At 68.5% G+C, this 22005-nt stretch carries 27 protein-coding genes; 8 read left to right on the top strand and 19 right to left on the bottom strand.

Annotation, left to right across the window (positions count from 1 at the left end; all coding sequences use genetic code 11):
* Positions 1–59: 59 nt before the first annotated feature.
* The 12 genes from pdxT to ABQE89_RS11550 form a co-directional block, all read right to left on the bottom strand.
* A complete protein-coding gene (gene pdxT / locus ABQE89_RS11605; RefSeq protein ID WP_448416539.1) occupies positions 60–647 on the bottom strand; it encodes a pyridoxal 5'-phosphate synthase glutaminase subunit PdxT in 588 nt (195 codons plus the stop codon).
* Positions 644–1480: an acyl-CoA thioesterase II gene (gene tesB / locus ABQE89_RS11600; RefSeq protein WP_448416537.1), complete on the bottom strand. Its 837-nt coding sequence runs from the start codon at positions 1478–1480 to the stop codon at positions 644–646. The genes pdxT and tesB overlap by 4 nt, the downstream gene beginning before the upstream one ends.
* A 6-nt stretch (positions 1481–1486) precedes the next feature.
* Positions 1487–2398 (bottom strand): pyridoxal 5'-phosphate synthase lyase subunit PdxS, encoded by a 912-nt coding sequence (gene pdxS, locus ABQE89_RS11595; RefSeq protein WP_448416535.1) that lies wholly within the window; start codon positions 2396–2398, stop codon positions 1487–1489.
* A gap of 93 nt (positions 2399–2491) precedes the next feature.
* Entirely contained in the window at positions 2492–3526 is a 1035-nt protein-coding gene (locus tag ABQE89_RS11590) for an NUDIX hydrolase (protein WP_448416533.1), read from the bottom strand.
* A complete protein-coding gene (locus ABQE89_RS11585; RefSeq protein WP_448416531.1) occupies positions 3523–4680 on the bottom strand; it encodes a glycosyltransferase family 4 protein in 1158 nt (385 codons plus the stop codon). Before ABQE89_RS11585 ends, ABQE89_RS11590 begins: the two co-directional genes overlap by 4 nt.
* On the bottom strand, positions 4680–5624 hold the full coding sequence (locus tag ABQE89_RS11580) for a phosphatidylinositol mannoside acyltransferase (protein ID WP_448416529.1): 945 nt from the start codon (positions 5622–5624) through the stop codon (positions 4680–4682). The genes ABQE89_RS11585 and ABQE89_RS11580 overlap by 1 nt, the downstream gene beginning before the upstream one ends.
* Positions 5621–6304 (bottom strand): phosphatidylinositol phosphate synthase, encoded by a 684-nt coding sequence (gene pgsA / locus ABQE89_RS11575; protein ID WP_448416527.1) that lies wholly within the window; start codon positions 6302–6304, stop codon positions 5621–5623. The genes ABQE89_RS11580 and pgsA overlap by 4 nt, the downstream gene beginning before the upstream one ends.
* Complete coding sequence (locus tag ABQE89_RS11570; RefSeq protein ID WP_448416525.1) at positions 6301–6882, bottom strand: ATP adenylyltransferase; 582 nt, start codon at positions 6880–6882, stop codon at positions 6301–6303. Before ABQE89_RS11570 ends, pgsA begins: the two co-directional genes overlap by 4 nt.
* On the bottom strand, positions 6879–8933 hold the full coding sequence (gene thrS / locus ABQE89_RS11565) for a threonine--tRNA ligase (protein WP_448416523.1): 2055 nt from the start codon (positions 8931–8933) through the stop codon (positions 6879–6881). The genes ABQE89_RS11570 and thrS overlap by 4 nt, the downstream gene beginning before the upstream one ends.
* A gap of 71 nt (positions 8934–9004) precedes the next feature.
* Complete coding sequence (locus ABQE89_RS11560) at positions 9005–9424, bottom strand: TIGR02611 family protein (RefSeq protein WP_448416521.1); 420 nt, start codon at positions 9422–9424, stop codon at positions 9005–9007.
* Entirely contained in the window at positions 9421–10047 is a 627-nt protein-coding gene (locus ABQE89_RS11555; RefSeq protein ID WP_448416519.1) for a PaaI family thioesterase, read from the bottom strand. Before ABQE89_RS11555 ends, ABQE89_RS11560 begins: the two co-directional genes overlap by 4 nt.
* A gap of 21 nt (positions 10048–10068) precedes the next feature.
* Entirely contained in the window at positions 10069–10917 is an 849-nt protein-coding gene (locus tag ABQE89_RS11550; protein ID WP_448416517.1) for an aldo/keto reductase, read from the bottom strand.
* A 37-nt stretch (positions 10918–10954) separates the two neighbouring features.
* Here ABQE89_RS11550 and ABQE89_RS11545 point away from each other — a divergent pair, with 37 nt between their 5' ends.
* The 3 genes from ABQE89_RS11545 (at position 10955) to ABQE89_RS11535 (ending at position 13229) form a co-directional block, all read left to right on the top strand.
* Positions 10955–11452, top strand: coding sequence for a DUF1990 domain-containing protein (locus ABQE89_RS11545; RefSeq protein ID WP_448416515.1), 498 nt, complete (start codon positions 10955–10957; stop codon positions 11450–11452).
* A gap of 62 nt (positions 11453–11514) precedes the next feature.
* Positions 11515–12231, top strand: coding sequence for a GAF and ANTAR domain-containing protein (locus tag ABQE89_RS11540; protein ID WP_448416778.1), 717 nt, complete (start codon positions 11515–11517; stop codon positions 12229–12231).
* Positions 12232–12362: 131 nt separating this feature from the next.
* On the top strand, positions 12363–13229 hold the full coding sequence (locus tag ABQE89_RS11535) for a L,D-transpeptidase (RefSeq protein WP_448416513.1): 867 nt from the start codon (positions 12363–12365) through the stop codon (positions 13227–13229).
* Positions 13230–13302: 73 nt separating this feature from the next.
* Here the strand turns inward: ABQE89_RS11535 and ABQE89_RS11530 are convergent, their stop codons facing one another.
* A complete protein-coding gene (locus ABQE89_RS11530; protein WP_448416511.1) occupies positions 13303–13800 on the bottom strand; it encodes a hypothetical protein in 498 nt (165 codons plus the stop codon).
* A gap of 252 nt (positions 13801–14052) precedes the next feature.
* Here ABQE89_RS11530 and ABQE89_RS11525 point away from each other — a divergent pair, with 252 nt between their 5' ends.
* Together ABQE89_RS11525 and ABQE89_RS11520 are read left to right on the top strand one after the other, a co-directional pair.
* Positions 14053–14463, top strand: a complete 411-nt coding sequence (locus ABQE89_RS11525) for a phage holin family protein (protein ID WP_448416509.1) — start codon at positions 14053–14055, stop codon at positions 14461–14463.
* Positions 14450–14710 (top strand): DUF3618 domain-containing protein, encoded by a 261-nt coding sequence (locus ABQE89_RS11520; protein WP_448416507.1) that lies wholly within the window; start codon positions 14450–14452, stop codon positions 14708–14710. Before ABQE89_RS11525 ends, ABQE89_RS11520 begins: the two co-directional genes overlap by 14 nt.
* Positions 14711–14722: 12 nt before the next feature.
* On the opposite strand, the gene ABQE89_RS11515 is transcribed toward ABQE89_RS11520, so the two are convergent.
* Both ABQE89_RS11515 and ABQE89_RS11510 read right to left on the bottom strand, forming a co-directional pair.
* Positions 14723–15124, bottom strand: coding sequence for a DUF302 domain-containing protein (locus ABQE89_RS11515; RefSeq protein ID WP_448416505.1), 402 nt, complete (start codon positions 15122–15124; stop codon positions 14723–14725).
* A 29-nt stretch (positions 15125–15153) separates the two neighbouring features.
* Positions 15154–15423: a metal-sensitive transcriptional regulator gene (locus ABQE89_RS11510; RefSeq protein WP_448416503.1), complete on the bottom strand. Its 270-nt coding sequence runs from the start codon at positions 15421–15423 to the stop codon at positions 15154–15156.
* 253 nt (positions 15424–15676) lie between these two features.
* Here ABQE89_RS11510 and ABQE89_RS11505 point away from each other — a divergent pair, with 253 nt between their 5' ends.
* The gene (locus tag ABQE89_RS11505; protein ID WP_448416501.1) at positions 15677–16561 is read left to right on the top strand and encodes a universal stress protein; all 885 of its coding nucleotides are present in this window, start codon (positions 15677–15679) and stop codon (positions 16559–16561) included.
* A 6-nt stretch (positions 16562–16567) separates the two neighbouring features.
* On the opposite strand, the gene ABQE89_RS11500 is transcribed toward ABQE89_RS11505, so the two are convergent.
* The gene (locus tag ABQE89_RS11500; RefSeq protein ID WP_448416499.1) at positions 16568–18067 is read right to left on the bottom strand and encodes a bifunctional aminoglycoside phosphotransferase/ATP-binding protein; all 1500 of its coding nucleotides are present in this window, start codon (positions 18065–18067) and stop codon (positions 16568–16570) included.
* A 139-nt stretch (positions 18068–18206) separates the two neighbouring features.
* Here ABQE89_RS11500 and ABQE89_RS11495 point away from each other — a divergent pair, with 139 nt between their 5' ends.
* Positions 18207–19196, top strand: a complete 990-nt coding sequence (locus ABQE89_RS11495; RefSeq protein WP_448416497.1) for an Acg family FMN-binding oxidoreductase — start codon at positions 18207–18209, stop codon at positions 19194–19196.
* On the top strand, positions 19193–20065 hold the full coding sequence (locus tag ABQE89_RS11490) for a universal stress protein (protein ID WP_448416495.1): 873 nt from the start codon (positions 19193–19195) through the stop codon (positions 20063–20065). Before ABQE89_RS11495 ends, ABQE89_RS11490 begins: the two co-directional genes overlap by 4 nt.
* Here ABQE89_RS11490 and ABQE89_RS11485 read toward each other — a convergent pair.
* The 3 genes from ABQE89_RS11485 to fdxA all read right to left on the bottom strand — a co-directional run bounded on the left by ABQE89_RS11485 (position 20007) and on the right by fdxA (position 21875).
* Positions 20007–20999, bottom strand: a complete 993-nt coding sequence (locus ABQE89_RS11485) for a 1-phosphofructokinase family hexose kinase (protein WP_448416493.1) — start codon at positions 20997–20999, stop codon at positions 20007–20009. The two genes, ABQE89_RS11490 and ABQE89_RS11485, sit on opposite strands and share 59 nt — an antisense overlap.
* Positions 21000–21103: 104 nt before the next feature.
* Positions 21104–21526, bottom strand: a complete 423-nt coding sequence (locus ABQE89_RS11480) for a pyridoxamine 5'-phosphate oxidase family protein (RefSeq protein ID WP_448416491.1) — start codon at positions 21524–21526, stop codon at positions 21104–21106.
* Positions 21519–21875, bottom strand: a complete 357-nt coding sequence (gene fdxA / locus ABQE89_RS11475; protein ID WP_448416489.1) for a ferredoxin — start codon at positions 21873–21875, stop codon at positions 21519–21521. The genes ABQE89_RS11480 and fdxA overlap by 8 nt, the downstream gene beginning before the upstream one ends.
* Positions 21876–22005 lie beyond the last annotated feature (130 nt).

Raw genomic sequence — 22005 nt, 5'->3', positions numbered from 1 at the left:
GACGTCGCGATTTCGGCGTGCGTGGTCGCGCTCAGCGCGACCCGCCACGCCGAAATCGCTTATGTCAGCGAGTCGACGAACAGTCTGTGGATGCGACGGTCGCCGGTCACCTCGGGGTGAAACGCCGTCGCGAGCACGCGGTTCTGCCGCACCGCGACGGGGTGGCCGGCCGCCCGCGCCAGCACCTGCACCTGCGCGCCCGCGCGTTCCACCCACGGGGCGCGGATGAACACCGCGTGCACGGGATCGTCGAGGCCCGCGAAGGCGATGTCGTCTTCGAACGAATCCACCTGACGGCCGAAGGCGTTGCGCCGCACCGTCATGTCGATCGCCTTCAACGGTGTGGCTTCGCGGCCCGCCGAGCCGGCGTCGAGGATCTCGGTGGCCAGCAGGATCATGCCCGCGCACGACCCGTAGGCCGGCATCCCCTCCGCCAGCCGGGCGCGCAGCGGCTCGAGCAGTCCGAGCTCGCGCATCAGGTGGCTCATGGTGGTGGACTCCCCGCCGGGGATCACCAGCGCGTCGACGCCCTCGAGTTCACTGAGCCGCCGCACAGTCGAGGCCGTGGCGCCAGCCTCCTCCAGCGCGGCCAGGTGTTCACGGGTGTCTCCCTGCAGCGCGAGCACACCGACCCGGGCGACGCTCACGGCTGGTAGCCGCGTTGGTAGCGGGTGAGGCCCTCCTGCATCACCGCCGCGACCATCTCCCCGTACTGGTTGAAGATCTTGCCCTCACACAGCGACCGGCCACCGGACGCCGACGGCGAGGACTGGTCGTAGAGCAGCCATTCGTCGGCGCGGAAGGGCCGCATGAACCACATCGCGTGATCCAGCGACGCGACCTGCAGATGGTCGCGCTCCTGCTGGTGGTGGACCTGCGCGGAGCCCAGCAGCGTCAGATCGCTCATGTAGGCCAGCGCGCAGATGTGCAGCACGTAGTCGTCGGGCAGCGGGTCGCGATGGCGGAACCACACCTGCTGCTGGGAGGCCTTCCCCGGCAGCCGCACCAGCTTGTCCTTGGGCACCACGCGCACGTCCCACTCGGCGAACTGCCGGAATCCCTCGTCGTCGAATGCCTTCATCTCGGTCAGCCTCGGCAGGTCCTCCGGCGGCGGCGCCGACGGCATCGCGTCCTGGTGGTCGATGCCGCTCTGGTCGGTCTGAAACGACGCCGACATCGAGAAAATGGTCTCCCCGTGCTGGATCGCGTTGACGCGCCGGGTCGCGAACGAGCCGCCGTCGCGGAGTCGCTCGACGATGAACACGGTCGGCGCCTTGGAATCCCCCGGCCGCAAAAAGTAACCGTGCAGCGAGTGCACCTGGTAGCGGGGATCGACGGTGCGCACCGCCGAGACCAGCGACTGGCCGGCCACCTGACCGCCGAAGGTGCGCTGCCAGTTGGCCAAGTTCGGGCTGAAGACCCTGCCGCGGTAGATGTTGACCTCGAGCTGCTCGAGATCAAGGATCTCCTCGATCGCCATGCAGCGTTACCAGCCGCGTTCGGCGAGCCGATGCGGGGCGGCGACGTCCTCCACGTTGATACCGACCATCGGCTCGCCCAGCCCGCGCGACACCTTGGCCAGCACGTCGGGGTCGTCGTAGAAGGTGGTGGCCTTGACGATCGCCGCGGCGCGGGCGGCGGGGTCGCCGGACTTGAAGATGCCCGAGCCGACGAACACGCCCTCGGCGCCGAGCTGCATCATCATCGCGGCGTCGGCCGGGGTCGCGATGCCACCGGCGGTGAACAGCGTCACGGGCAGCTTGCCCGCCCGCGCCACCTCGGCGACCAGATCGTAGGGCGCCTGCAGTTCCTTTGCCGCAACATACAACTCGTCCTCCGACAGGGAGGTGAGCCGACGGATTTCACCGCCGATCTGACGCATGTGCATGGTGGCGTTGGACACATCGCCGGTGCCGGCCTCACCCTTGGAACGGATCATCGCCGCGCCCTCGGTGATGCGGCGCAGCGCCTCGCCCAGGTTGGTCGCGCCGCACACGAACGGCACGGTGAACTTCCACTTGTCGATGTGGTGGGTGTAGTCGGAGGGGGTCAGCACCTCGGACTCGTCGATGTAGTCGACGCCGAGGCTCTGCAGTATCTGGGCCTCGACGAAATGCCCGATGCGCACCTTGGCCATCACCGGAATCGTGACCGCGGAGATGATGCCCTCGATGAGATCGGGATCACTCATCCGTGCGACGCCACCCTGGGCGCGGATGTCGGCGGGGACGCGTTCGAGGGCCATCACGGCCACCGCCCCGGCGCCCTCGGCGATGCGCGCCTGCTCGGGCGTGACGACGTCCATGATGACGCCGCCCTTGAGCATTTCGGCCATTCCGCGTTTGACCCGGGCGGTTCCGGTTTGGGTCACCGACCCGCTTTCAGGTGCGGTATCCACTTATATCTCCTCCAAGTCGCTACTGATCCAGTCTAGTGGCGGCCGCAAATCCGTTTAATCCGCAGCGCACCGCGGAAACAGCCGCAGCCGAGCTCACCTGATCGATTGCAGCTGCCGCCGCGGCACCGCGCCCCGCGCATCGGCGAGGGCGTGGGCTTCGGGAAGCAGCTCGCCGAGCTGCAGCGGGTAAACGGTTTCTCCGTTGGCGACCAGCTCATCGATCATTGTCTCATCGCACCACCGGTGACCGTGAATGTAGGCGCGCTCCAGGCCCGTCCGACCCGCCGGCGACGGTTCGAAACGCCGGGTGCGGTGCACGAAGAACATCTCCTCGCTGCGGATGACCGACCCGTTGAAGTCGATCACCGCGTCGCGACGCCATACCGGGCCGATCATGTCGGCGGGTTCGACCCGCAGCCCGGTCTCCTCCTCGAGTTCGCGGGCGGCGGCCTGGGCCAGCGTCTCGCCGTGCTGCACCGCTCCCCCGACGGTGAACCACCAGCGCGGCGCGGGGTTGTCCGCGCTCGCCGGAATCGCCGGGTCGGAGCCACACAACAGCAGCACCGATCCGTCGCCGTCGATCAGCACCACTCGCGCCGAAACCCGTTTGCTCACCGTCGCCGTCGTCACCGCGCGTTCGGCGATCTCGAAATACCTTGGCAGCGGAGCCGTTCCGCCCAGCCGCAGCATCCGCACCGCGCGTCGTTCGCGCAGGGCCAGAATGTCGCGCACCGCGTCGTTGTGAAATCGGCGGGCCAGCAGCACCCGCGCCTCCGCATCGGCCAACTCGGCGACCAGCGCAACCGGCAGCGCCGCCGGATCGACCAACGCCAGCGCCCCCGACAGTTCGTTCTCGGCGGCCTCCCGCAGGCTTCGCGGGGCGCGCTCGGCGGCGTCGGCCAGGCCCGCCAACCGTGTGCCCTCCGGCCCGCCGCCGTAGGCGTCGACGGCCACCGCGCGCGCGACGACCGCCCGTCGCGCCAGCGCACTGTCGAGCGCCTGCCAGGACAGGTCGTAGCGCACGTGCAGGCGGTCCAACCGGTGGGCGGTCTGGTAGGCCCAGGCACCCACCGCCAGCAGGATGACGACCAGCACCGCCAGCGCGGCGACCAGCACCCAGGTGATCACCTGGCGCCCCTCGGGCTGGCCTCGGACTCGGCCCCGGCCACCGTGACCTTGACCCCGACGCCGGCGACCGTCTCGTAGACGCGCATGATCTGGCGTTCCACCACCGACCAGTCATAGCGGCGCACGGCCGCGGCCGCCGCGGCGGTGTAGCGTTCGCGGGCGGCGTCGTCGTCGAGCACCTCGATCAGACCGGCGGCCAACTCATCGGCGTCGCCGACGCGCACCAGCCGCCCGGCCGTGCCGTCGACGAGCACCCGGCGGAACGCGTCGAGGTCGCTGGCCACCACCGGCGTGCCCGCCGCCATCGCCTCGACGAGGACGATGCCGAAGCTCTCCCCGCCGAGGTTGGGCGCGCAGTACACGTCGGCGCTGCGCATCGCCGACGCCTTCGCCTCGTCGTCGACCTGGCCCAGAATCCGCAGGTGTTTGGCGAATTTGCCTGCGGCTCCGCGTAACTCGTCCTCGTCGCCGCGGCCGACGATCATGATCTCGATGTCGGGGAAGCGCGTCGCGAGCTTCGGCAGCGCACCGATGAGCACCGACATGCCCTTGCGCGGTTCGTCGAAGCGGCCCAGAAACAGCACCGACCTGCCGGCGCGGGGGTACCCGTCCAGGACGGGCGCGTCGGCGAAGAACCCGACGTCGACCCCGTTGGGGATCTCCACGGCGTCGGAACCCAACGCCTCCATCTGCCAGCGCCTGGCCAGATCGGACACCGCGATGCGCGCGACGATCTTCTCGTGCCAGGGCCGCAGGATTCCCTGAAACACGCTCAGCGTCAACGATTTCGTGGTGGAGGTGTGGAAGGTCGCGACGATCGGGCCCTCGGCGATCATCAGCGCGAGCATCGACAGGCTCGGCGCGTTGGGCTCGTGTAGGTGTAGTACGTCGAATTTGCCTTGCACCAGCCACTTTTTCACCAGCCGGTGGGTGGCCGGACCGAACCGCAGCCGCGCCACCGAGCCGTTGTACGGGATCGGCACCGCCTTACCACCGGAGACCACGTAGTCGGGCAGCTTGACGTGTGGCGAGAAGGGCGCGAGCACGCTGACGTCGTGTCCGCCCGCGCGCATCACTTCGGCCAACTGCAGCACGTGTGACTGCACGCCGCCGGGCACGTCGAACGAATACGGGCAGACCATGCCGATGCGCATCAGGTCGACTCCAGCCTGGCGCGCCGCTCGGCCGACAGGTCGGCCAGCCACTGCGGCTGCAGCATGTGCCAATCCTCCGGGTGCGCGGCGATGTTGTCGGCGAATCGGTCGGCCAGCGCCTGGGTGATGACGGTGACGTCGGACGAGGAGACGTCCAGCGCCGGGTACACCCCGAATCCCCAGTCGTCGGGCTCGAACCAGCAGTGCACGGGCAGCAGTGCCGCACCGGTCTCGATGGCCAGTTTCGCCGAACCGGCAGGCATCCGGGTCGGCTCGCCGAAGAAGTCGACCTGCACACCGTTGCGGCTGAGGTCGCGGTCGGCCATCAGGCACACCAGCCCGTTGGCGCGCAGTCGTTCGGCCAGCACGTCGTAGGGCGGGCGCTTGCCGCCGGTGAGCGGAAGCACCTCGAAGCCCAGGCTTTCGCGGTAGTCGACGAACCGCCGGTACAGCGATTCGGGTTTGAGACGCTCGGCGACCGTGGTGAACCGGCCGTGGTTCTGCACCAACCAGACCCCGGCCATGTCCCAGTTGCCGCTGTGCGGCAGCGCCAGGATCGCCCCGCGCCCGGCGTCCAGAGCCGCCAGCACGTGGTCGTAGTCGCGCACCATGAGCTGACGGCCCAACTTCTCGTGATCCATCGTCGGCAACCGGAACGCCTCCCGCCAGTACCGGGCGTATGAGGCCAGCGAAGCACGGATCAGCTTGTCCGGCACCCGGTCGGGCGAGACGCCGGTGACCCGGGCCAGGTTCTTGCGCAACTGCTCGGGTCCGCCGCCGAACGCGGCGTAGAGCGCCCCGGCGTCGAACGCACCCCGCGCCACGAACTCGGGCATCGCGCGGACCAGTCGCCAACCGGCCGCGTACCCCCAGTCCGCGAGGTGCCCGCCCAGCGGGATTCGGCTGCCACCAGCCGTCTGGGATCCCGCTGCAGTGCCGCTCACGGCTCGCTTGCCTCGGGTTTCTCCCCGCCCGAGTTGGCCGCGTCGGGGTTGGCCATCCGGTCCTCCGCACCCGGTGAGGTGCGCACCGTGTGCAACCGCTGGCCGACGGTGACCAGGCTGGCCACCGCGAGCACCCACATCGCCACGGGCAGCGCCCAGGGCATCGGGAAGAACGGCAGATCCGACAGACCCGCCCCGGCCAGCACGATGATCAGCCGCTCGGGGCGCTCGATGAGGCCGCCGCCGCCGGACAGCCCGCTGGCTTCGGCACGGGCCTTGATGTAGGAGATCACCTGCGAGGTGACCAGGCAGATCAGTGTCGCCACCATCAGCGACGGGCTGTCCAGGCCGAACGCCGCCCACCACAGCAACCCGCAGAACACCGCGCCGTCGCCGATCCGGTCACAGGTGGCGTCGAGCACCGCGCCGAACCGCGTGCCGCCGCCGCGCTCGCGCGCCATCGCGCCGTCGAGCATGTCGGCGAGCACGAAGAACCACACCGCGACCGCGCCCCAGAAGATCTGGCCCATCGGGAACAGCGTCAGCGCGCCCACCACCGAGCCCGCGGTGCCCAGGATCGTGATGCTGTCGGGGGTGAAACCGGCCCGCAGCGCGGCCTTGGCGACCGGCCGGGACAGCTTCTCGTAGGCCGCGCGGGTCATCAGGTAGATGTTGCTCACTGCTGTTTCGCCCACTCCGTGGCCAGCAATTGCCGGGTCTCGCGCAGCAGTTGCGGGATCATCTTCGTGCCGCCGATGATCGTGATGAAGTTGGCGTCACCGACCCAGCGGGGCACCACGTGCATGTGCAGGTGCTCGGCCAGTGAACCGCCCGACACTCTGCCGAGGTTGAGCCCGACGTTGAAGCCCATCGGGCTCGACACCGCCTTGATGACGCGAATCGCCTTCTGCGTGAAGGCCATCAGCTCCGCGCTCTCCTCGTCGGTGAGGTCCTCGAGCTCCGAGACCCGCCGGTAGGGCACCACCATCAGATGCCCCGGGTTGTACGGGTAGAGGTTGAGCACGGCGTAGACCAGTTCGCCGCGCGCCACCACCAGACCGTCCTCGTCGGACAGGGTGGGGATGTCGGTGAACGGTTGGGAGCGGGAGTCGTCTTGGCGGCGCACCGGCGCCTGGGCGATGTAATTCATCCGGTACGGCGTCCACAGCCGCTGCAACTGGTCGGCTTCACCCGCCCCTTGATCGACGATGGAGCGTTCGTCGGGATCGCTGGTGCGGTCGTCAGGATCGGTGGTCACGACGTAGCGCCCACCTTGAGCAGTTCGGCTGTCGGGGTGGCGTTTTCACGACTGGCTATCCATCCGCGGATGGCTTCGACGGCCGCGTCACGGGGCACACCGTTGATCTGGGTGCGGTCACCGAAACGGAAGCTGACGGCGCCGGCCTCGACGTCGCGGTCGCCGGCCACCAACATGAACGGCACCTTCTGGTTGGTGTGGTTGACGATCTTCTTGGCCATCCGGTCGTCGCTGGCGTCCACCTCGGCCCGGATCCCGTGCGTCGCCAATTGCGCGGCGACGTCGTCGAGGTAGCCGACATGGTCGTCGGAGACGGGGATCCCGACCACCTGCACCGGCGCCAGCCAGGCCGGAAACGCGCCGGCGTAGTGCTCGGTGAGGATGCCGAAGAAGCGCTCGATCGACCCGAACAGCGCGCGGTGGATCATCACCGGCCGCTGCCGACTGCCGTCGGCGGCGGTGTACTCGAGTCCGAAGCGTTCCGGGAAGTTGAAATCCAGTTGGATGGTGGACATCTGCCAACTGCGGCCCAGGGCGTCTTTGACCTGCACCGAGATCTTAGGCCCGTAGAAGGCTGCCCCACCGGGGTCGGGCACCAACTCCAGGCCCGAGGCGGCGCCCACCTCGGCCAGCACGCTGGTGGCTTCCTCCCACAACTCGTCGGAGCCGACGAACTTCTCCGGGTCCTTGGTGGACAGTTCCAGGTAGAACTCGGTCAGCCCGTAGTCGCCGAGCAGGTCGAGCACGAACCGCAGCAGCGAGGTCAACTCGCCGCGCATCTGGTCACGGGTGCAGTAGATGTGCGCGTCGTCCATCGTCAGGCCGCGCACCCGGGTCAGGCCGTGCACCACACCGGAGAGTTCGTAGCGGTAGACCGTGCCGAATTCGAAAAGCCGCAACGGAAGTTCGCGGTAGGACCGCCCGCGTGACCGGAAGATCAGGCAGTGCATCGGGCAGTTCATCGGCTTGAGGTAGTAGTCCTGGCCGGGCTTGCGCACGGTGCCGTCGTCGTTGTATTCGGCGTCGAGGTGCATCGGCGGGAACATCCCGTCGGCGTACCAGTCCAGATGCCCGGAGATCTTGAACAGTTCCGCCTTGGTGATGTGCGGACTGTTGACGAACTCGTAGCCGGCCTCGGTGTGCTTGCGCCGCGAATAGTCCTCGAGTTCGCGTCGGATCACCCCGCCCTTGGGGTGGAAAACCGCCAGCCCGGAACCGATCTCGTCGGGGAAGCTGAACAGGTCGAGTTCGGCGCCGAGCCTGCGGTGATCGCGGCGCTGGGCCTCCTCGATCATCTGCAGGTGGTGGTCGAGCGCCTCCTGCGATTCCCACGCGGTGCCGTAGATGCGCTGCAGGCTGGCGTTGCGCTGATCCCCGCGCCAGTACGCCGCCGAACTGCGGGTCAGCTTGAACGCCGGGATGTACTTCGTGGTGGGGATGTGCGGGCCCCGGCACAGATCGCCCCATTCCCGTTCGCGGGTGCGAGGATTGAGGTTGTCGTAGGCGGTCAACTCGTCGCCGCCGACCTCCATCACCTCGGGGTCACCGGACTTGTCGTCGACGAGTTCGAGTTTGTAGGGCTCGTCGGCGAGTTCCTCGCGGGCCTGCTCCTTGGACTCGTAGACCCGCCGAGCGAACAGCTGGCCCTCCTTGACGATCTGACGCATGCGCTTTTCCAGCGCCGCCAGATCTTCGGGCGTGAACGCGCGCGACACGTCGAAGTCGTAGTAGAAGCCGTCGGTGATCGGCGGGCCGATGCCGAGCTTGGCTTCGGGAAACAGGTCCTGTACGGCCTGGGCCAGCACATGGGCGGCGGAGTGACGCAGCACGCTGCGACCGTCGTCGGTGTTGGCCGCGACCGGGACCACCTCGACGTCGGAATCGGGCACCCAGGACAGGTCGCGCAGTTTGCCGTCGGGGTCTCGCACCACGACGATCGCGGCCGGGTCGCCGCGGCCGGGCAGTCCCGCCGCGCGCACCGCCTCCCCCGCGGTCGTTCCAGCAGCCACCCGGATCGGAGCTGCCGGGGCGGACTTGACGGGGGCGCTCATCGGTGACTCTCCAAACGTGCGGCGGTGGTCGCGAGGATTTCGGGACGCGACCATGCTATCGGGGTGAGTGCTCAGCTCCCCACGCCAATGGGGCTCTTCAGCCACGGGTAGTCGATGCCGAGCAGTCCGGCCGCCCAGCCGAGCGCTCCGAGCAACCACAGCGTGGCGAGCACGACCGCACAGGTGAACACCGCGCCCAGGGCCTGCACCCACAGGCCCTGGGCGAGGAACCACGCCATCGCCCGGTCGTAGTGCTTACGCGCGAAGCCCAGCAGGCGTCGGGCCCAGTCGAACTCGGTGGCCAGGATCCCGAGCCCGACGAACACGATGGCCCAACCCGGGCCGGGATACGGGATGGCGACGATGCCTATTGCCAGTACCGTCAGCCCGACGACCCCGACGACGATCCGATAGCCCAACTCCGCGGCCGGTCGGTCGCGCAGCCAACTGCGCAACCGCACCAGCCGCCAGTTGGCGTCGGACAGTTTCACGGCTGGCCCGGCTTGAGCTTGACGAACAGGGCGTGTGCCTCGGCGACGACGGCGTCACCATCGGCGATCTGCCCGGAGACGAAGATCTTGCGGCCTTCGATGCGGTCGATGCCGGCGTCGACTTGGAGCTCGGTTTCCACCGGCGCGATCCTGCGGTAGTCGACGTGGAGGAACGCGGTGCGCTGGGTTCGGCTGCCGCTGAGCTGGAACGCGGTGAACCCCAGCAGCGAGTCGAACAGCAGCGCCACCGTGCCGCCGTGCGCGGCGCCGTTGCGGCCCAGGTGGAAGCGACGGAACCGGGCCGTGCCGGCGACGCGTCCGTCGACGACCCGCAGGTCGTTGGGGATCAGCAGCGGGTTGCCCCGGTCGGGTAGGTCCATCCGGCGCCCGGACGGCGACGTCCACTCGTCGGCGTCGTACGGCGCGAGCAGTTGGCAGGCCTTGTCGACCAGGTCGGCGGCCTCGGTGATGACTCCGTCGGGAGCGTCGGCCGCCCGGGCGTGGTCCTGCAGCGTGCGGAGGGCCTCCAGGAACCGGCCGTAATCGGGTCCGCCCTTGGTGGTCGGCACCGGCGGGTTGAACCCGCCGCCGACGTGTTCGCCCGAAGTTGGCTCACTGGTCACCCGACCACCGTATTGCCTGCTTCAGCCAGAAGCCGAGCCGGCTTTGCTCAGCGTCTCGAACTCCTCGTCGGACAGTTCGATCTCGGCGGCCGCGACGTTCTCCTCCAGATGGGCGACCTTCGACGTGCCGGGGATCGGCAGCATCACCGGGGATCGTTTCAGCAGCCAGGCCAGCGCCAGCTGCGACGGGGTGGCGTGATGCTCGGCGGCGATGCGCTGCAGCGGGCCGTCGGGCGCGGCCAGCGGGCCGGCGGCCAGCGGGAACCAGGGGATGAACCCGATGTTCTGGGCCGTGCAGGCGTCGAGCAGCGGCTCGGCGGTGCGGGCCGAGACGTTGTACATGTTCTGCACCGAGACGATCGTGGCAACCTTCTGGGCGGCCGCGAGCTGGTCGACGTCGACTTCGGACAGCCCGATGTGGCGGATCTTGCCCTCCTGTTGCAGCTTGGCCAGCTCACCGATCTGGTCCTCGGCCGGGAACTTGGCGTCGATGCGGTGCAGCTGGAACAGGTCGATGGTGTCGACGCCCAGGCGGCGCAGGCTCATCTCGCACTGTTGCCGCAGGTAGGCGGGAAAGCCCAGCTGGTGCCATTCGTCGGGCCCGGTGCGCAGCAGGCCGGTCTTGGTCGCGATGACGACACCGTCGGGATACGGGTGCAGCGCCTGACGGATCAGTTCCTCGGAGACGTGCGGACCGTAGGAGTCGGCGGTGTCGATGAAGTTGACACCGAGTTCTACGGCGCGGCGCAGCACGCGCAGGCATTCGTCGGGGTCGGCGGGCGGGCCCCACACCCCGGGCCCGGCCAGGCGCATGGCGCCGAAGCCCAGCCGGTTGACGGTGAGGTCGTCGCCGATGGTGAAGGAGGTCATCCTGCCGACCGTACGCCCGGGATGACAGGCTGGCCTGGTGAGGCTGGATGACCTGGCGGCGCTGTCTCATACCTATCCGGAGGTGGGCGCCACCGCGGGCCGGCTGCCCGCGGGCTATCACCACGTGCAGAAGTCCGCGGTGATCGGGCGGGGCAGGCAACGCTTCGAGGAGGCCGCCGCGGCGGGGATGCGGTGGGGCATGCTGCGCGGGGCCGGGGTGAGGGTGGAGCCGACCACCGAGGTCGCCGCGGTGGGCTCGGACGTGATCGTGCATCTGGGCCCGGTCCGAGTGCCGTGCCGCGTCGTCTACGTCGTCGACGAACCCGACCGCCGCGGCTTTGCCTACGGCACCCTGCCCGGGCACGCCGAGACGGGCGAGGAGTTGTTCCTGGTCCGCTACGACCCGCACACCGAGGACGTCTACGCCGAAGTGGTGGCGTTCTCCCGGCATGCCACGTGGTGGAGTCGGTTGGCCTATCCGGTGACCTCGTTGATCCAGCGGATCGTCACCACCCGCTACCTGCGCGCGCTGTAGCGCTGATCCCCGGGTGGGCCACGGCGTATGTTCTAACCATTCGGCGATCGTGATGGGACGTGATGGGAGTGGAGGTGACCGAAACCGGCGGGCTGGAGGCCAGACACCTGCGCATCGCCGAGCTGGTGAAGGGCCTGCACAGCCGATCAGATGCCGACTCCGAGACGGTGATCGCGGAGCTGGCCGAACACGCCGCGGTCGAGATTCCGGGGGCGCAATTCGCCGGGGTCACGGTCACCCGCAATGCCAAGCACATCGACACTCCCGCCGCGACACACATGTGGCCGGTGCTGTTGGACAAGATCCAGCAGCGCTACCGGGAAGGCCCGTGCCTGACCGCGGCCTGGGAGGAGCAGACGGTCTACGTCGCCGACCTGGAGACCGACCTGCGGTTCCCGCAGTATCGCCGAGAGGCGTTGGCGCAGACGCCGATCCGGTCCATCATGGCATTCCAGTTGTTCATCGCCGGGGAAACGATGGGCGCGCTCAACGTCTACGCCGAGGTGCCCGACGCGTTCGGTCCGGAGGCGCGCAACATCGGGTTGATCTTCGCCGCGTATTCGTCGGTGGCCTGGAACGCGGCACGCCGCGACGAGCAGTTCAAGCGCGCGCTGTCCAGCCGCGACGTCATCGGTCAGGCCAAGGGCATGATCATGGAGCGCTACGGCGTCGACGCCGTGGCGGCGTTCGAACTGCTGCGCAAGCTGTCGCAGGACTCCAACACGGCGCTGATGCAGGTCGCCACCAGCCTCGTCGCGACGGTCGACAAGTCGAATTAGACCGGGCCTCGGGTCGTGGCCGTGCCGTGACCCATCCTTGACCGAATTGCTAAGGCGCACCTCCACATCGAATCGCTGCGGTGACCCTACGATCGAATTGACACTGTTGTAATTTCGGAGGAATCAAAAGCATGCGTGGGGTTGTCCTGTGTGTTCTTGCCGCGGTCGGCATCAATTCCGTGGTCGCCTCGGCGCCGGCAGACGTGGGCCTGGCGACGGTCACCCATGCGGACAAACCGGCCGCGGTGAACCCGTTGTACAAGCCCGCGATCGCCTCGGTGCGCCCGGCCCCCGACCAGGTCGTCGGTGTGGGACACCCCGTGGTGGTGACGTTGTCCGCACCGGTCACCGACAGGCTCGCCGTGCAGCGCGCCATCGACATCAAGACCACGCCCGCGATGACCGGAAAGTTCGAGTGGCTGAGTAACGATGTCGTGCAATGGGTTCCGGATCGCTTCTGGCCGGCACACACCACGGTGGCGCTGTCGGTGGGTGGGGTGAAGACCAACTTTGCTGTCGGTGCCGCCGTCATCGGCATCGCCAACATCTCCGATCATTCGTTCACCGTGCGCATCGACGGCGCCGACGCGGAGCACATCTCTGCGCTGCCCTCACCGCACCACCGACCGCACTGGGGAAAGCCCGGCGTGTTTCCGGCCTCGCTCGGCAGGCCCGAATACCCGACGCCGGTCGGCACTTACACCGTCTTGGGCAAGGACCGCGACGTGCTGATGGATTCGAGCAGTGTCGGAATCCCCGTCGACGCCGACGACGGCTACCTGCTCGACGTGGAGCACGCCGTCCGGATCACCAACCGCGGGATCTTCGTACACGCGGCGCCGTGGGCCGTGAACTCACTGGGATACGAGAACGTCAGTCACGGCTGCATCGGCTTGAGCCCCGAGGACGCCGAATGGTACTTCGACACAGTCAAAGTCGGCGACCCGGTGATCGTCCAGGAGAACAACATCGAGGTCCCCCGCCCCATATCGGGCTGAGGTGCAAACGATTTCGGCGTGAAAACCTGCGCTGGTCGCAGGTTTTCACGCCGAATCAATCGACTGGCGGCTGTCAGCCCGCTGGGCCCGGCAGAATCGGCTGACCGTCGACGGGTGCGCCCTCCGGCGCGGGGCCGGTCGGCTGTCCCTTACCGCCGTAGGCGCCGGCCATCTCGGTCAGCGGAGCACCCGCCGCCGTGGCGACCGGGGCACCCACCGGCACCGGTGCGGCGACGGGAGCACCCGCCGGCACCGGGGCACCCACGGGCACCGGCGCGCCCACCGGAACCGGCGCGGGCACCGGGGCGCCCACGGGCACCGGCGCGGCGACCGGCGCCGGCACGGGCCCCGGCAGAGCCATCGGCACCCCCGCCATATCGGTGATGGGAGCGGCCGGACTGCACCCACCCGCCGCAGGCGCGCCGACTTGGCCCGCCGCTGTCTCGATGCAGTCGTAGCCGCCGGTCAGAAACGGGCCCGCCACTGCGGTCGGGCTCAACGTCATGGCAAGGCCGCACAGCCCCGCCCCGGCAACAACCACTGTCCTGTTGAACCGATCAAAGATCGCCATCGGCGTCGACCCCTCTACTCCCTGGAAACCACATACCCGTGATGCAGCAAATTGCGCGCCGCATCGAAGTCGCAAGCTAGACGACCTCGTCAATTATTGGCAGGAACATCGCCCGACACGCCACGCCGCACCACACCGTTACGGTGACGTTCGACATGCGTGACCCAACCGTTGCACCAGGGCCGAGCGTTTCAACGCCGTGAGCGTGGGCATCTCTGTGAGAGCACCCGAAAACGTGAGGGGTTGGGAAAAATGGCCGTGGAGACCAAACCCACCGCGGACCCGTCGGTCGGCGAACTGATGAGCCAGCTGTCGTCGCAGACATCGCGACTGGTCCGTGATGAAATTCGGTTGGCGCAAAAGGAGTTTCAGCAATCCGCCAAGCATGCCGGCCTCGGCGCCGGCCTGTTCAGCGTGGCGGGCCTGCTAGCTTTCTTCGGCGTCGCCACGTTCATCGCCGCGGCGGTCGCGGCGCTGTCCTTGGTCCTTCCGGTCTGGGCGTCCGCGCTGATCGTGGGCGGCACGCTGGTCGTGCTGGCCGGGATCGCCGCACTCGTCGGCCGCAAGGAGGCGCGCGAGGTCACGCCCGCCGCACCCAGGACCGTGGAAACCGTGAAAGCCGACATCCAGGAGATCAAGGACATCCGCCATGACCAGGCCTGAGCAGGCACGCCCGGAACCGGGCCGGGACGCCGGCATCGACGACATCCAGACCGACATCGAGCAGACCCGCGAGGATCTCGGACACACGGTCCAGGCGCTGGGGGCCAAACTCGACGTCAAGGCGCAGGCCCGGCATAAGGCGGCCTCGGTGCGGCACTCGGCGGCCGACAACCCGCAGGTGCCGGTGATCGCGGCCGTGGCGGTCCTGACGGTGCTCGGGCTGCTGCTGTGGCGCCGCCGCCACTGACGGTCAGCCTGGTCAGCCGCCAGCCAGTGAATCGATGGCGTTCTGCAGTTTCGCGGTGACCTCGTCGGCGACGGGACGCAACGCGTCCTCACCGGTCACCCGCACCAGCAGCTGCGGGTCCATCGCCTCGACGAGCACGGTGTCCGCGTCGTCCGGATCGCGGCGCACCACCACGTTGCACGGCAACAGCAGGCCGATCTGGCGCATCGTGTTGACGGCACGGTGGGCCAGCGGCGGATTACAGGCCCCGAGGATCAGGTAGTCCTCCATGTCCTCGCCCAACTTCTCCTTCAACGTCGCCTGGACGTCGATTTCGGTGAGCACCCCGAAGCCCTGCTGCGCCAGCGCCTCCCGGGTGCGCGACACGGCGTCGTCGAACGACGTCTTCAGGCTTGTCGCCAATGCGATTCCCATCTCGGTCCTTTCTCTCGGCGTCCCGCGTGTCATGCCAGCGCGAGGAACAGCTTCTCCAGTTCGGCTTCGGTCATCGGTGTCGCGCCGTCGGGCGTCTGCCCACTGATGCACTCCCGCAACCCGCTGGCGACGATCTTGAAGCCCGCCCGGTCCAGGGCGCGCGAGACCGCCGCCAGTTGGGTGACGACGTCCTTGCAGTCGCGACCCTGCTCGATCATCGTGATCACGCCGGCCAACTGCCCTTGCGCGCGACGAAGCCGGTTGAGCACTGCGGCGACGGCGTCTTCATCTGCAATCATGTGGCTCCTTTCGATCCCCAATATACCCCCTGGGGTATATGATGTCGACCGTACGATGACTCAGGAGGCGATATGTGTTACCCGGTCCAGTGCCCGAACTGCCGCAAGACCACGTGGGAAGGCTGCGGCGACCACGTGGACGAGGTGATGAGCGCGGTGCCGGTGTCCGAACGGTGCACGTGTCGCCCCGCGGCAGACGCGGCGCAGTACCGTTCGAACTGAAACACGCGCCCGAGCGAACAGAAAGTGCGCCATGTCAGAGACTGCAGATGAGCACGGCATATTGGTGGGGGTCGACGGGTCCGCGGAGTCCCAGGCGGCCGTGCGCTGGGCGACCCACGAAGCCGGGCTTCGCGAACTGCCACTGACCCTGATGCACGTCATCGAACCGGTGGAGGTCCGGCGGCCGGCCAAGTCGTGGCAGTCGGCTTTCGACGAGGCGCAGGAACGAAGCGCGCGCACCGCCATCGAGCAGGCGCGACTGATCGTCTCCGAGGGCGCGGCGGGCGCGCGGCCCTCCGCCGTGCGCACCGTGGTGCGGCGCGCCCACGCCGCGAACGAGTTCGTCAGCGCCTCCTACGACGCCTTCATGGTGGTGGTCGGCAGTCGTGGGCTGGGCGCGGTCGGCAGGGTCCTGCTGGGCTCGGTGAGCAGCGGCTTGCTGCACTACGCGCACTGCCCGGTCGCCGTCATCCGCACCGAGGAGATCCCGCCGGCCGACAGCACGTCGCCGGTGCTGGTCGGCATCGACGGATCACCCGCGTCGGAGGAGGCCACCGCGCTGGCCTTCGACGAGGCCGCGCGGCGAGGGGTGGATCTGGTGGCGTTTCACGCGTGGAGCGACGCGAATGTCCTCGCGGCCATCGGCATCGAGTCGCCCCGCTACGAAGAGGAGGCCCACGAGGTCCTCGCTGAGCGACTGGCCGGCCGGCAGGAGCAGTACCCCGACGTGCGCGTGCATCGCCGTGTCGAGTGCGACCAACCGGCCCGCTGGCTCATCGAGGAATCCGAGCGCGCACAACTGGTCGTCGTCGGCAGCCGGGGCCGCGGCGGGTTCCCCGGCGTGCTGCTGGGTTCGGTGGGCAATGCGGTGGCGCAGGGCGCCAAGGCCCCGGTCATCGTGGTACGGCCGCGCTGACCTCGCTCAGGTTGTACGGCAACAGAGTTGCCAGGCCTCGTCGACCGACTCGCCGGGCGGCCTGCTGGTGTCGAGGCGATGCCCTGCGGCGATTTGACCGTCGGCCGCCAGGGCCGCCGCGATCTCGGGTGTCGCGTCCGATGTCGAGGACTGTCGGTGTCGGATCCGCTGCGACGCCGTCTCCAGCGGAACCGCACAGGTGAATTCCACCATCGGCACCGCGGCCTCGGCCGCCAGCGCACGCGCCCGCGCACGTTGCTCGTCGTCCCGCCACGTGCCGTCGAGCACCACCGACACGCCGCGCGGCAAGAGCCGGCGCGCCCGTGCGAGCACCTCGTCGTAGACGGCCGCCACCTTCTCCGGCGAATACAGTCCGGCGTCGAGATCGCCCGCGTCGCCGGTGATCGCCCCCTGCTGCATCAGTTCCCGACGCACCTCGTCGGTCGAGATGATCTGCGCACCAAGGCGTTCGGCGAGTCCACGCGCCACAGTGGTCTTACCCGTTCCCGGCCCGCCGCCGACCAGAATCAGCCGCACGGCGCCGGCGCGAAGATGCGCGACGGCGATATCCAGGTGCCGACGGGCCTGCGCGGCTGCGTCCTGGTCGCCTTGTGTCACTCGCACGCAGTCCACCTTGGCGCGCACACCCGCGCGATAGGCGATGTAGAAGTCCTTCAGTGCGCGCGGGGCGCGATCCTGTGCGAGCCTGCAGTATTCGGCCAGGAAGTACTCCCCCAACTCGGGGCCCGCGAGGAACTCCAGGTCCATGGCCAGAAACGCCGCGTCGTCGACACCGTCGACATAGCGCAGCCGATCGTCGAACTCCAGACAGTCCAGCATGGCGGGCCCGTCGGGCAGACAGAAGATGTCGTCGGCCAACAGGTCGGCGTGCCCGTCCACGATCCGTCGGTCGGCGATGCGCTGGTCGAACAGCGCGCCGCGGCCGGCGATGAACTGGGTGACAAGCCGTTCGACTTCGGCAACCGACTCCCCCGGTAACACCGTGTCGGCGTGCGCCTTCAGCTCATCGATGTTCTTCAGCCAGCGGGCCCGTACCGCCTCGGCGGTGCCTTCGGCGTCGATCACCGGACCCCGCTCGGCGTCGCGATGGAATCGCGCCATCGCCGCGGCGACCTCGACGAGATGGTGGTGCACGGGCTCGCCGGCCTTGACCAGCGACGCCAGTCGGACCGAATCGCCGTAGCGCCGCATCACGATCACCGGTTCGGCCGGGCCGCCGTCCGGATCGGTGAAATGTCCGACTCCCAGATAACTCTCGGGCGCCAGCCGGCGATTGAGCTCCACCTCGCGCCGACAGGCCTGCGCTCGACGCTCCGCGGTGCTGAAATCGAGGAAGTCGGTCGTGACGGGTTTCTTGGCCTTGTAGGCCTTGTCACCGAGCAACATGACGATGCCGGTGTGCGTCTCGTGCACCGCAGCGCTCAGGTTTCCCGCGATCTCCCAAGGGTCGTGGACAGTGTTCGTTGCCGACGGCGCTTCGCTCATGTCTCCATGGTGCCCGTCGACCGGGTCCGTCCGGCAGGGCAGGACGCCCTCGGGTTCAGGACCAAAGGCCCTGGTGTCGAACCGATGAGCCGCGAGAAGATCAGGTGAGTTCGACAGTGTTCGACAATGGAGGCTGGTAGTGCCCGAACGCGAGTTGGATACCGACGTCATCAAGGCTGCCGTGCAGCGCGCCTGCCGGGCCCCGTCCCTGCACAACAGCCAGCCGTGGCGATGGGTCGCCGACGGTGATGCCGTCGAGTTGTACCTCGACAAGGACCGAGTCCTGTACGCGACCGACCGGTCGGGTCGTGAGGCCGTGATCAGCTGCGGCGCCGTGCTCGACCACTTCCGGGTGGCGATGGCCGCGGCGGGCTGGACGGCCGAAATCCACCGGTATCCCAACCCCAACAACCGTCTGCACCTGGCGACCATCCACTTCGAACCCGCGGATTTCGTCACCGAGGGCCAGCGTCGCCGCGCGGAGGCGATGGCCCAGCGACGTACCGACCGGCTGCCGTTCGCCGAGCCGCCGGACTGGGAGACGTTCGAGGCGCAGCTGCGGCACACCATCACCGGCGACACCGTGCGCGTCGACGTGGTCTCCGACGACCTGCGTGTCGAGCTCACCCAGGCGTCGCAGCTCACCGAGTCGCTGCGCCGGTACGACACGTCCTATCACGCGGAACTGTCCTGGTGGACACGTGAACTCAGGCGGACCGAGGGAATTCCCTACAGCGCCTTGACATCGCCGCGGGAGAGAGCCCGCGTCGACGTGTCGCGCGATTTTCCCGCCCGCGTCGACACCGACAGACGCGTCGGCCTGGACGTCGACCAGTCGAAGGTGGTGGTGTTGTCGACCTACGACGACACACCTGCCAGTGCGCTGCGGTGCGGTGAGATGCTTTCGGCCGTGCTGCTCGACGCCACCATGGCAGGGCTGGCCACCTGTCCACTGACCCACATCACCGAATTACAGTCCAGCAGGGACATCGTCGCGTCGCTGATCGAGCAGTCCACCACGCCCCAGGTGCTGGTCCGCGTCGGCGTGGCGCCCGACAGCGACGACGCCCCGGAGTTCACGCCGAGGCGCCCCATCGACGACGTCTTCGAAATCAAGGGCACGCCATGACCACCGCGCGTGAGAACCTCGGCATCGTCGTCGGAGTCGACGGATCGCCCGCATCCAGGGTGGCCGTCGACTGGGCCGCGCGTGACGCGACGCTGCGCAACCTGTCGGTGACCCTGGTGCACGTGGCAGGCCCGATCCTGGCGTCGTGGTCGCGCACGCCCCCACCCGTCGGCATCGGGAAATGGCAGCAACAGCAGGGGCGTTCGGCTCTCGAGGATGCCGTCGGAGTTGCCCGCGAGGCGGGTGCGACGCGGATCAAGACCGAGATGTACTACTCGGCGACCGTGCCGACCCTGGTGGACTTGTCGAAGGACGCCGACATGGTGGTGGTGGGCAGCCGGGGACAGGGAGCGCTCGGCAGGCTGCTGGGCTCGGTCAGCGACGGCCTGGTGCACCACGCGCACTGCCCGGTCGCGGTCATCCGCGACGAGGACCCGTTGATGCCGACCCCGGCGAAAGCCCCTGTCCTGGTGGGGATCGACGGATCACCGGCATCCGAGCTCGCGACCGCGATCGCGTTCGAAGAGGCGTCGTTTCGACAGGTCGATCTGATCGCCCTGCACGCGTGGAGCGACGAGGGCGTGCTGGATTTCCCCGGCATGGACTGGTCGACGATGAAAGCCGGCGAGGACGCGGTGTTGGCCGAGCGCCTGGCCGGCTGGCAGGAACGCTTCCCCGATGTGCAGGTGCACCGGTTGGTGGTGTGCGATCGACCGGCGCGGCAACTGGTCGAACACTCCGAAGAAGCCCAACTGGTGGTCGTCGGCAGCCACGGGCGCGGCGGATTCGCCGGCATGCTGCTCGGCTCGGTCAGCGCGGCGGTGGTTCAGGCGTCGCGGATGCCGGTGATCGTCGCACGGCAGCGGTGACGGGTTCCGGATCGGGGGCCACCTCGTGGAGGCGTTCGACGTCGGCGGATGTGCACGGCATCGTGCCGGGCGTCAGCAGCATCGCCGCGGCGGTGGCGTTACCGAACCGCACCGATTCCGGCAGGGACCACCCACGGGTCAGTCCGACGGTGATGGCCGCGACCATCGCGTCGCCCGCGCCGACACCGCTGACCGCGCGCACCGGTATCGCCGAGTACCGGAAGCATTCCCGCGCGGTCACCAACAGCGCTCCGTCCGCTCCGAGGGACACGACGATGGCCTCGCAGCGGCCGTCGTCGATCAGTTCACGGGCGGCGTCGATCTGTTCGGCTTCGGTGGCCAGCGGACGGTCCACGCATTCTCGGAGTTCACGCAGGCTGGGTTTGAGCAGGTAGACCCCGGACTCGATCTGCTGCAGGCCCGCGCCGGAGGTGTCCAGCACGAACCGCACACCCAGCTCACCGCACATGTCGGCAACCCGCTGGTAGAACGCCGGCGGCACGCCCGGAGGCAGGCTGCCGCTGGCGACGACGTATTGCGCCGAGGCGGCGGCCAGGCGCACCTCCTCGAGGCACCGCGTCTGTTCGTCGCGGGTGAGTCGGGGCCCGGGCAGCACGAACCGGTACTGCAGGCCGGTGCTGGTCTCGTTGACCGTGAAGCTCTCCCGCGTCGCGTTGCCGATCTTGACCTCGCGGACCGGCACCTCGTTGCCGGCGAGCAGTTCGGTGAGCATCTGCCCCGTCCACCCGCCGATGGGAAACACCGCCAGCACGGAGGCGCCGAGCACATGGGCGATCTGCGCGACGTTGACCCCGCCGCCGCCCGGGTCGTGGCGGGCCTCGCCGCAGCGGACCTTGCTGGTGCTGTGCACGGTATCGGTGTCGGTGGTGATGTCGAGCGCCGGGTTCATCGTCAGCGTGACGATCGAATGCATGCCACCTCCTCGATGCCGGCCGTCACCTCGATCGCGCCGAAAGCAAGCGCGTCGAAGGGTCTTTGACCATTTAACAGGTGGCCGTCCACCGGCGGCGATGCGCCTCAGGGGAACGGGTCGGCCGGACCGAACCGGAACCGGCGGCCGGTGACCCTTCTGGGCAGGATCCGGACGTAGTGCTGCTTGACCGTGGCGGTCCACGGGAGCAGTTGTGCGCGTTCTGCCTCCGCGACGTCGTCGTCGGAACGGACGCTGCGGGCCACGCCGCGAACGATCACACTCCAGCCCTCGGCGACGCCGTGGTCGTCGGCTTCGAACAACACCGAGTTGTTGATCGCGACGCTGGACAGCTTGGTGCCTTCGGCGGTGCGGAACAAAAGCGTTCGGTTCTGGGCGACGAAATTCACCGGGAAGATCTCGGGCTGGCCGTCGGCGCTGGTGACCAGTCGCCCCAGCGAGACGCTGCCCAGCAGATCCCAGCATTCGCTTTCGGACAGGACGGTGACGGGCTGCCTGGTCTCAGTCACGGTGATCGCCAGACCGCTTGGGCAGCGCGGCGATCAGCGGGGTGTCGACGCCGATGCGTCCCACCGCGGCGGCCCCGCCCGGCGCGCCCAACGGTGCGTCGCGACCGGGCAGGACCTCGCTGAAGAACGCGGCGTTGTCGGCGAGATGCTGACGTTGCTCGTCGGGCAGGTCGGTTTCGTAGTAGATCGCGTCCATGCGGCAGATCAGCTTGCACGCACCGCAATCCACGCACTCGTCGGGGTTGATGTAGAGGACGCGGTCACCTTCGTAGATGCAGTCCACCGGGCACTCCTGAACACAGGATTTGTCCATGACGTCGACGCACGCACTTCCGATCACGTAAGCCATGCCCGAAAGCCTAGGAAGACGGCGGGTCGAGATCTGGGGCCGAAGGCAACATTGCCCAGGGACCAAGGACCCTGATCGGCAGCACGGCGACGCGCCGATCTGCCAAGCTGGACGGCGTAGCAACACGGCC

Source organism: Mycolicibacterium sp. XJ1819, assembly GCF_053483675.1.
This window is presented reverse-complemented; position numbering and strand designations above follow the sequence as displayed.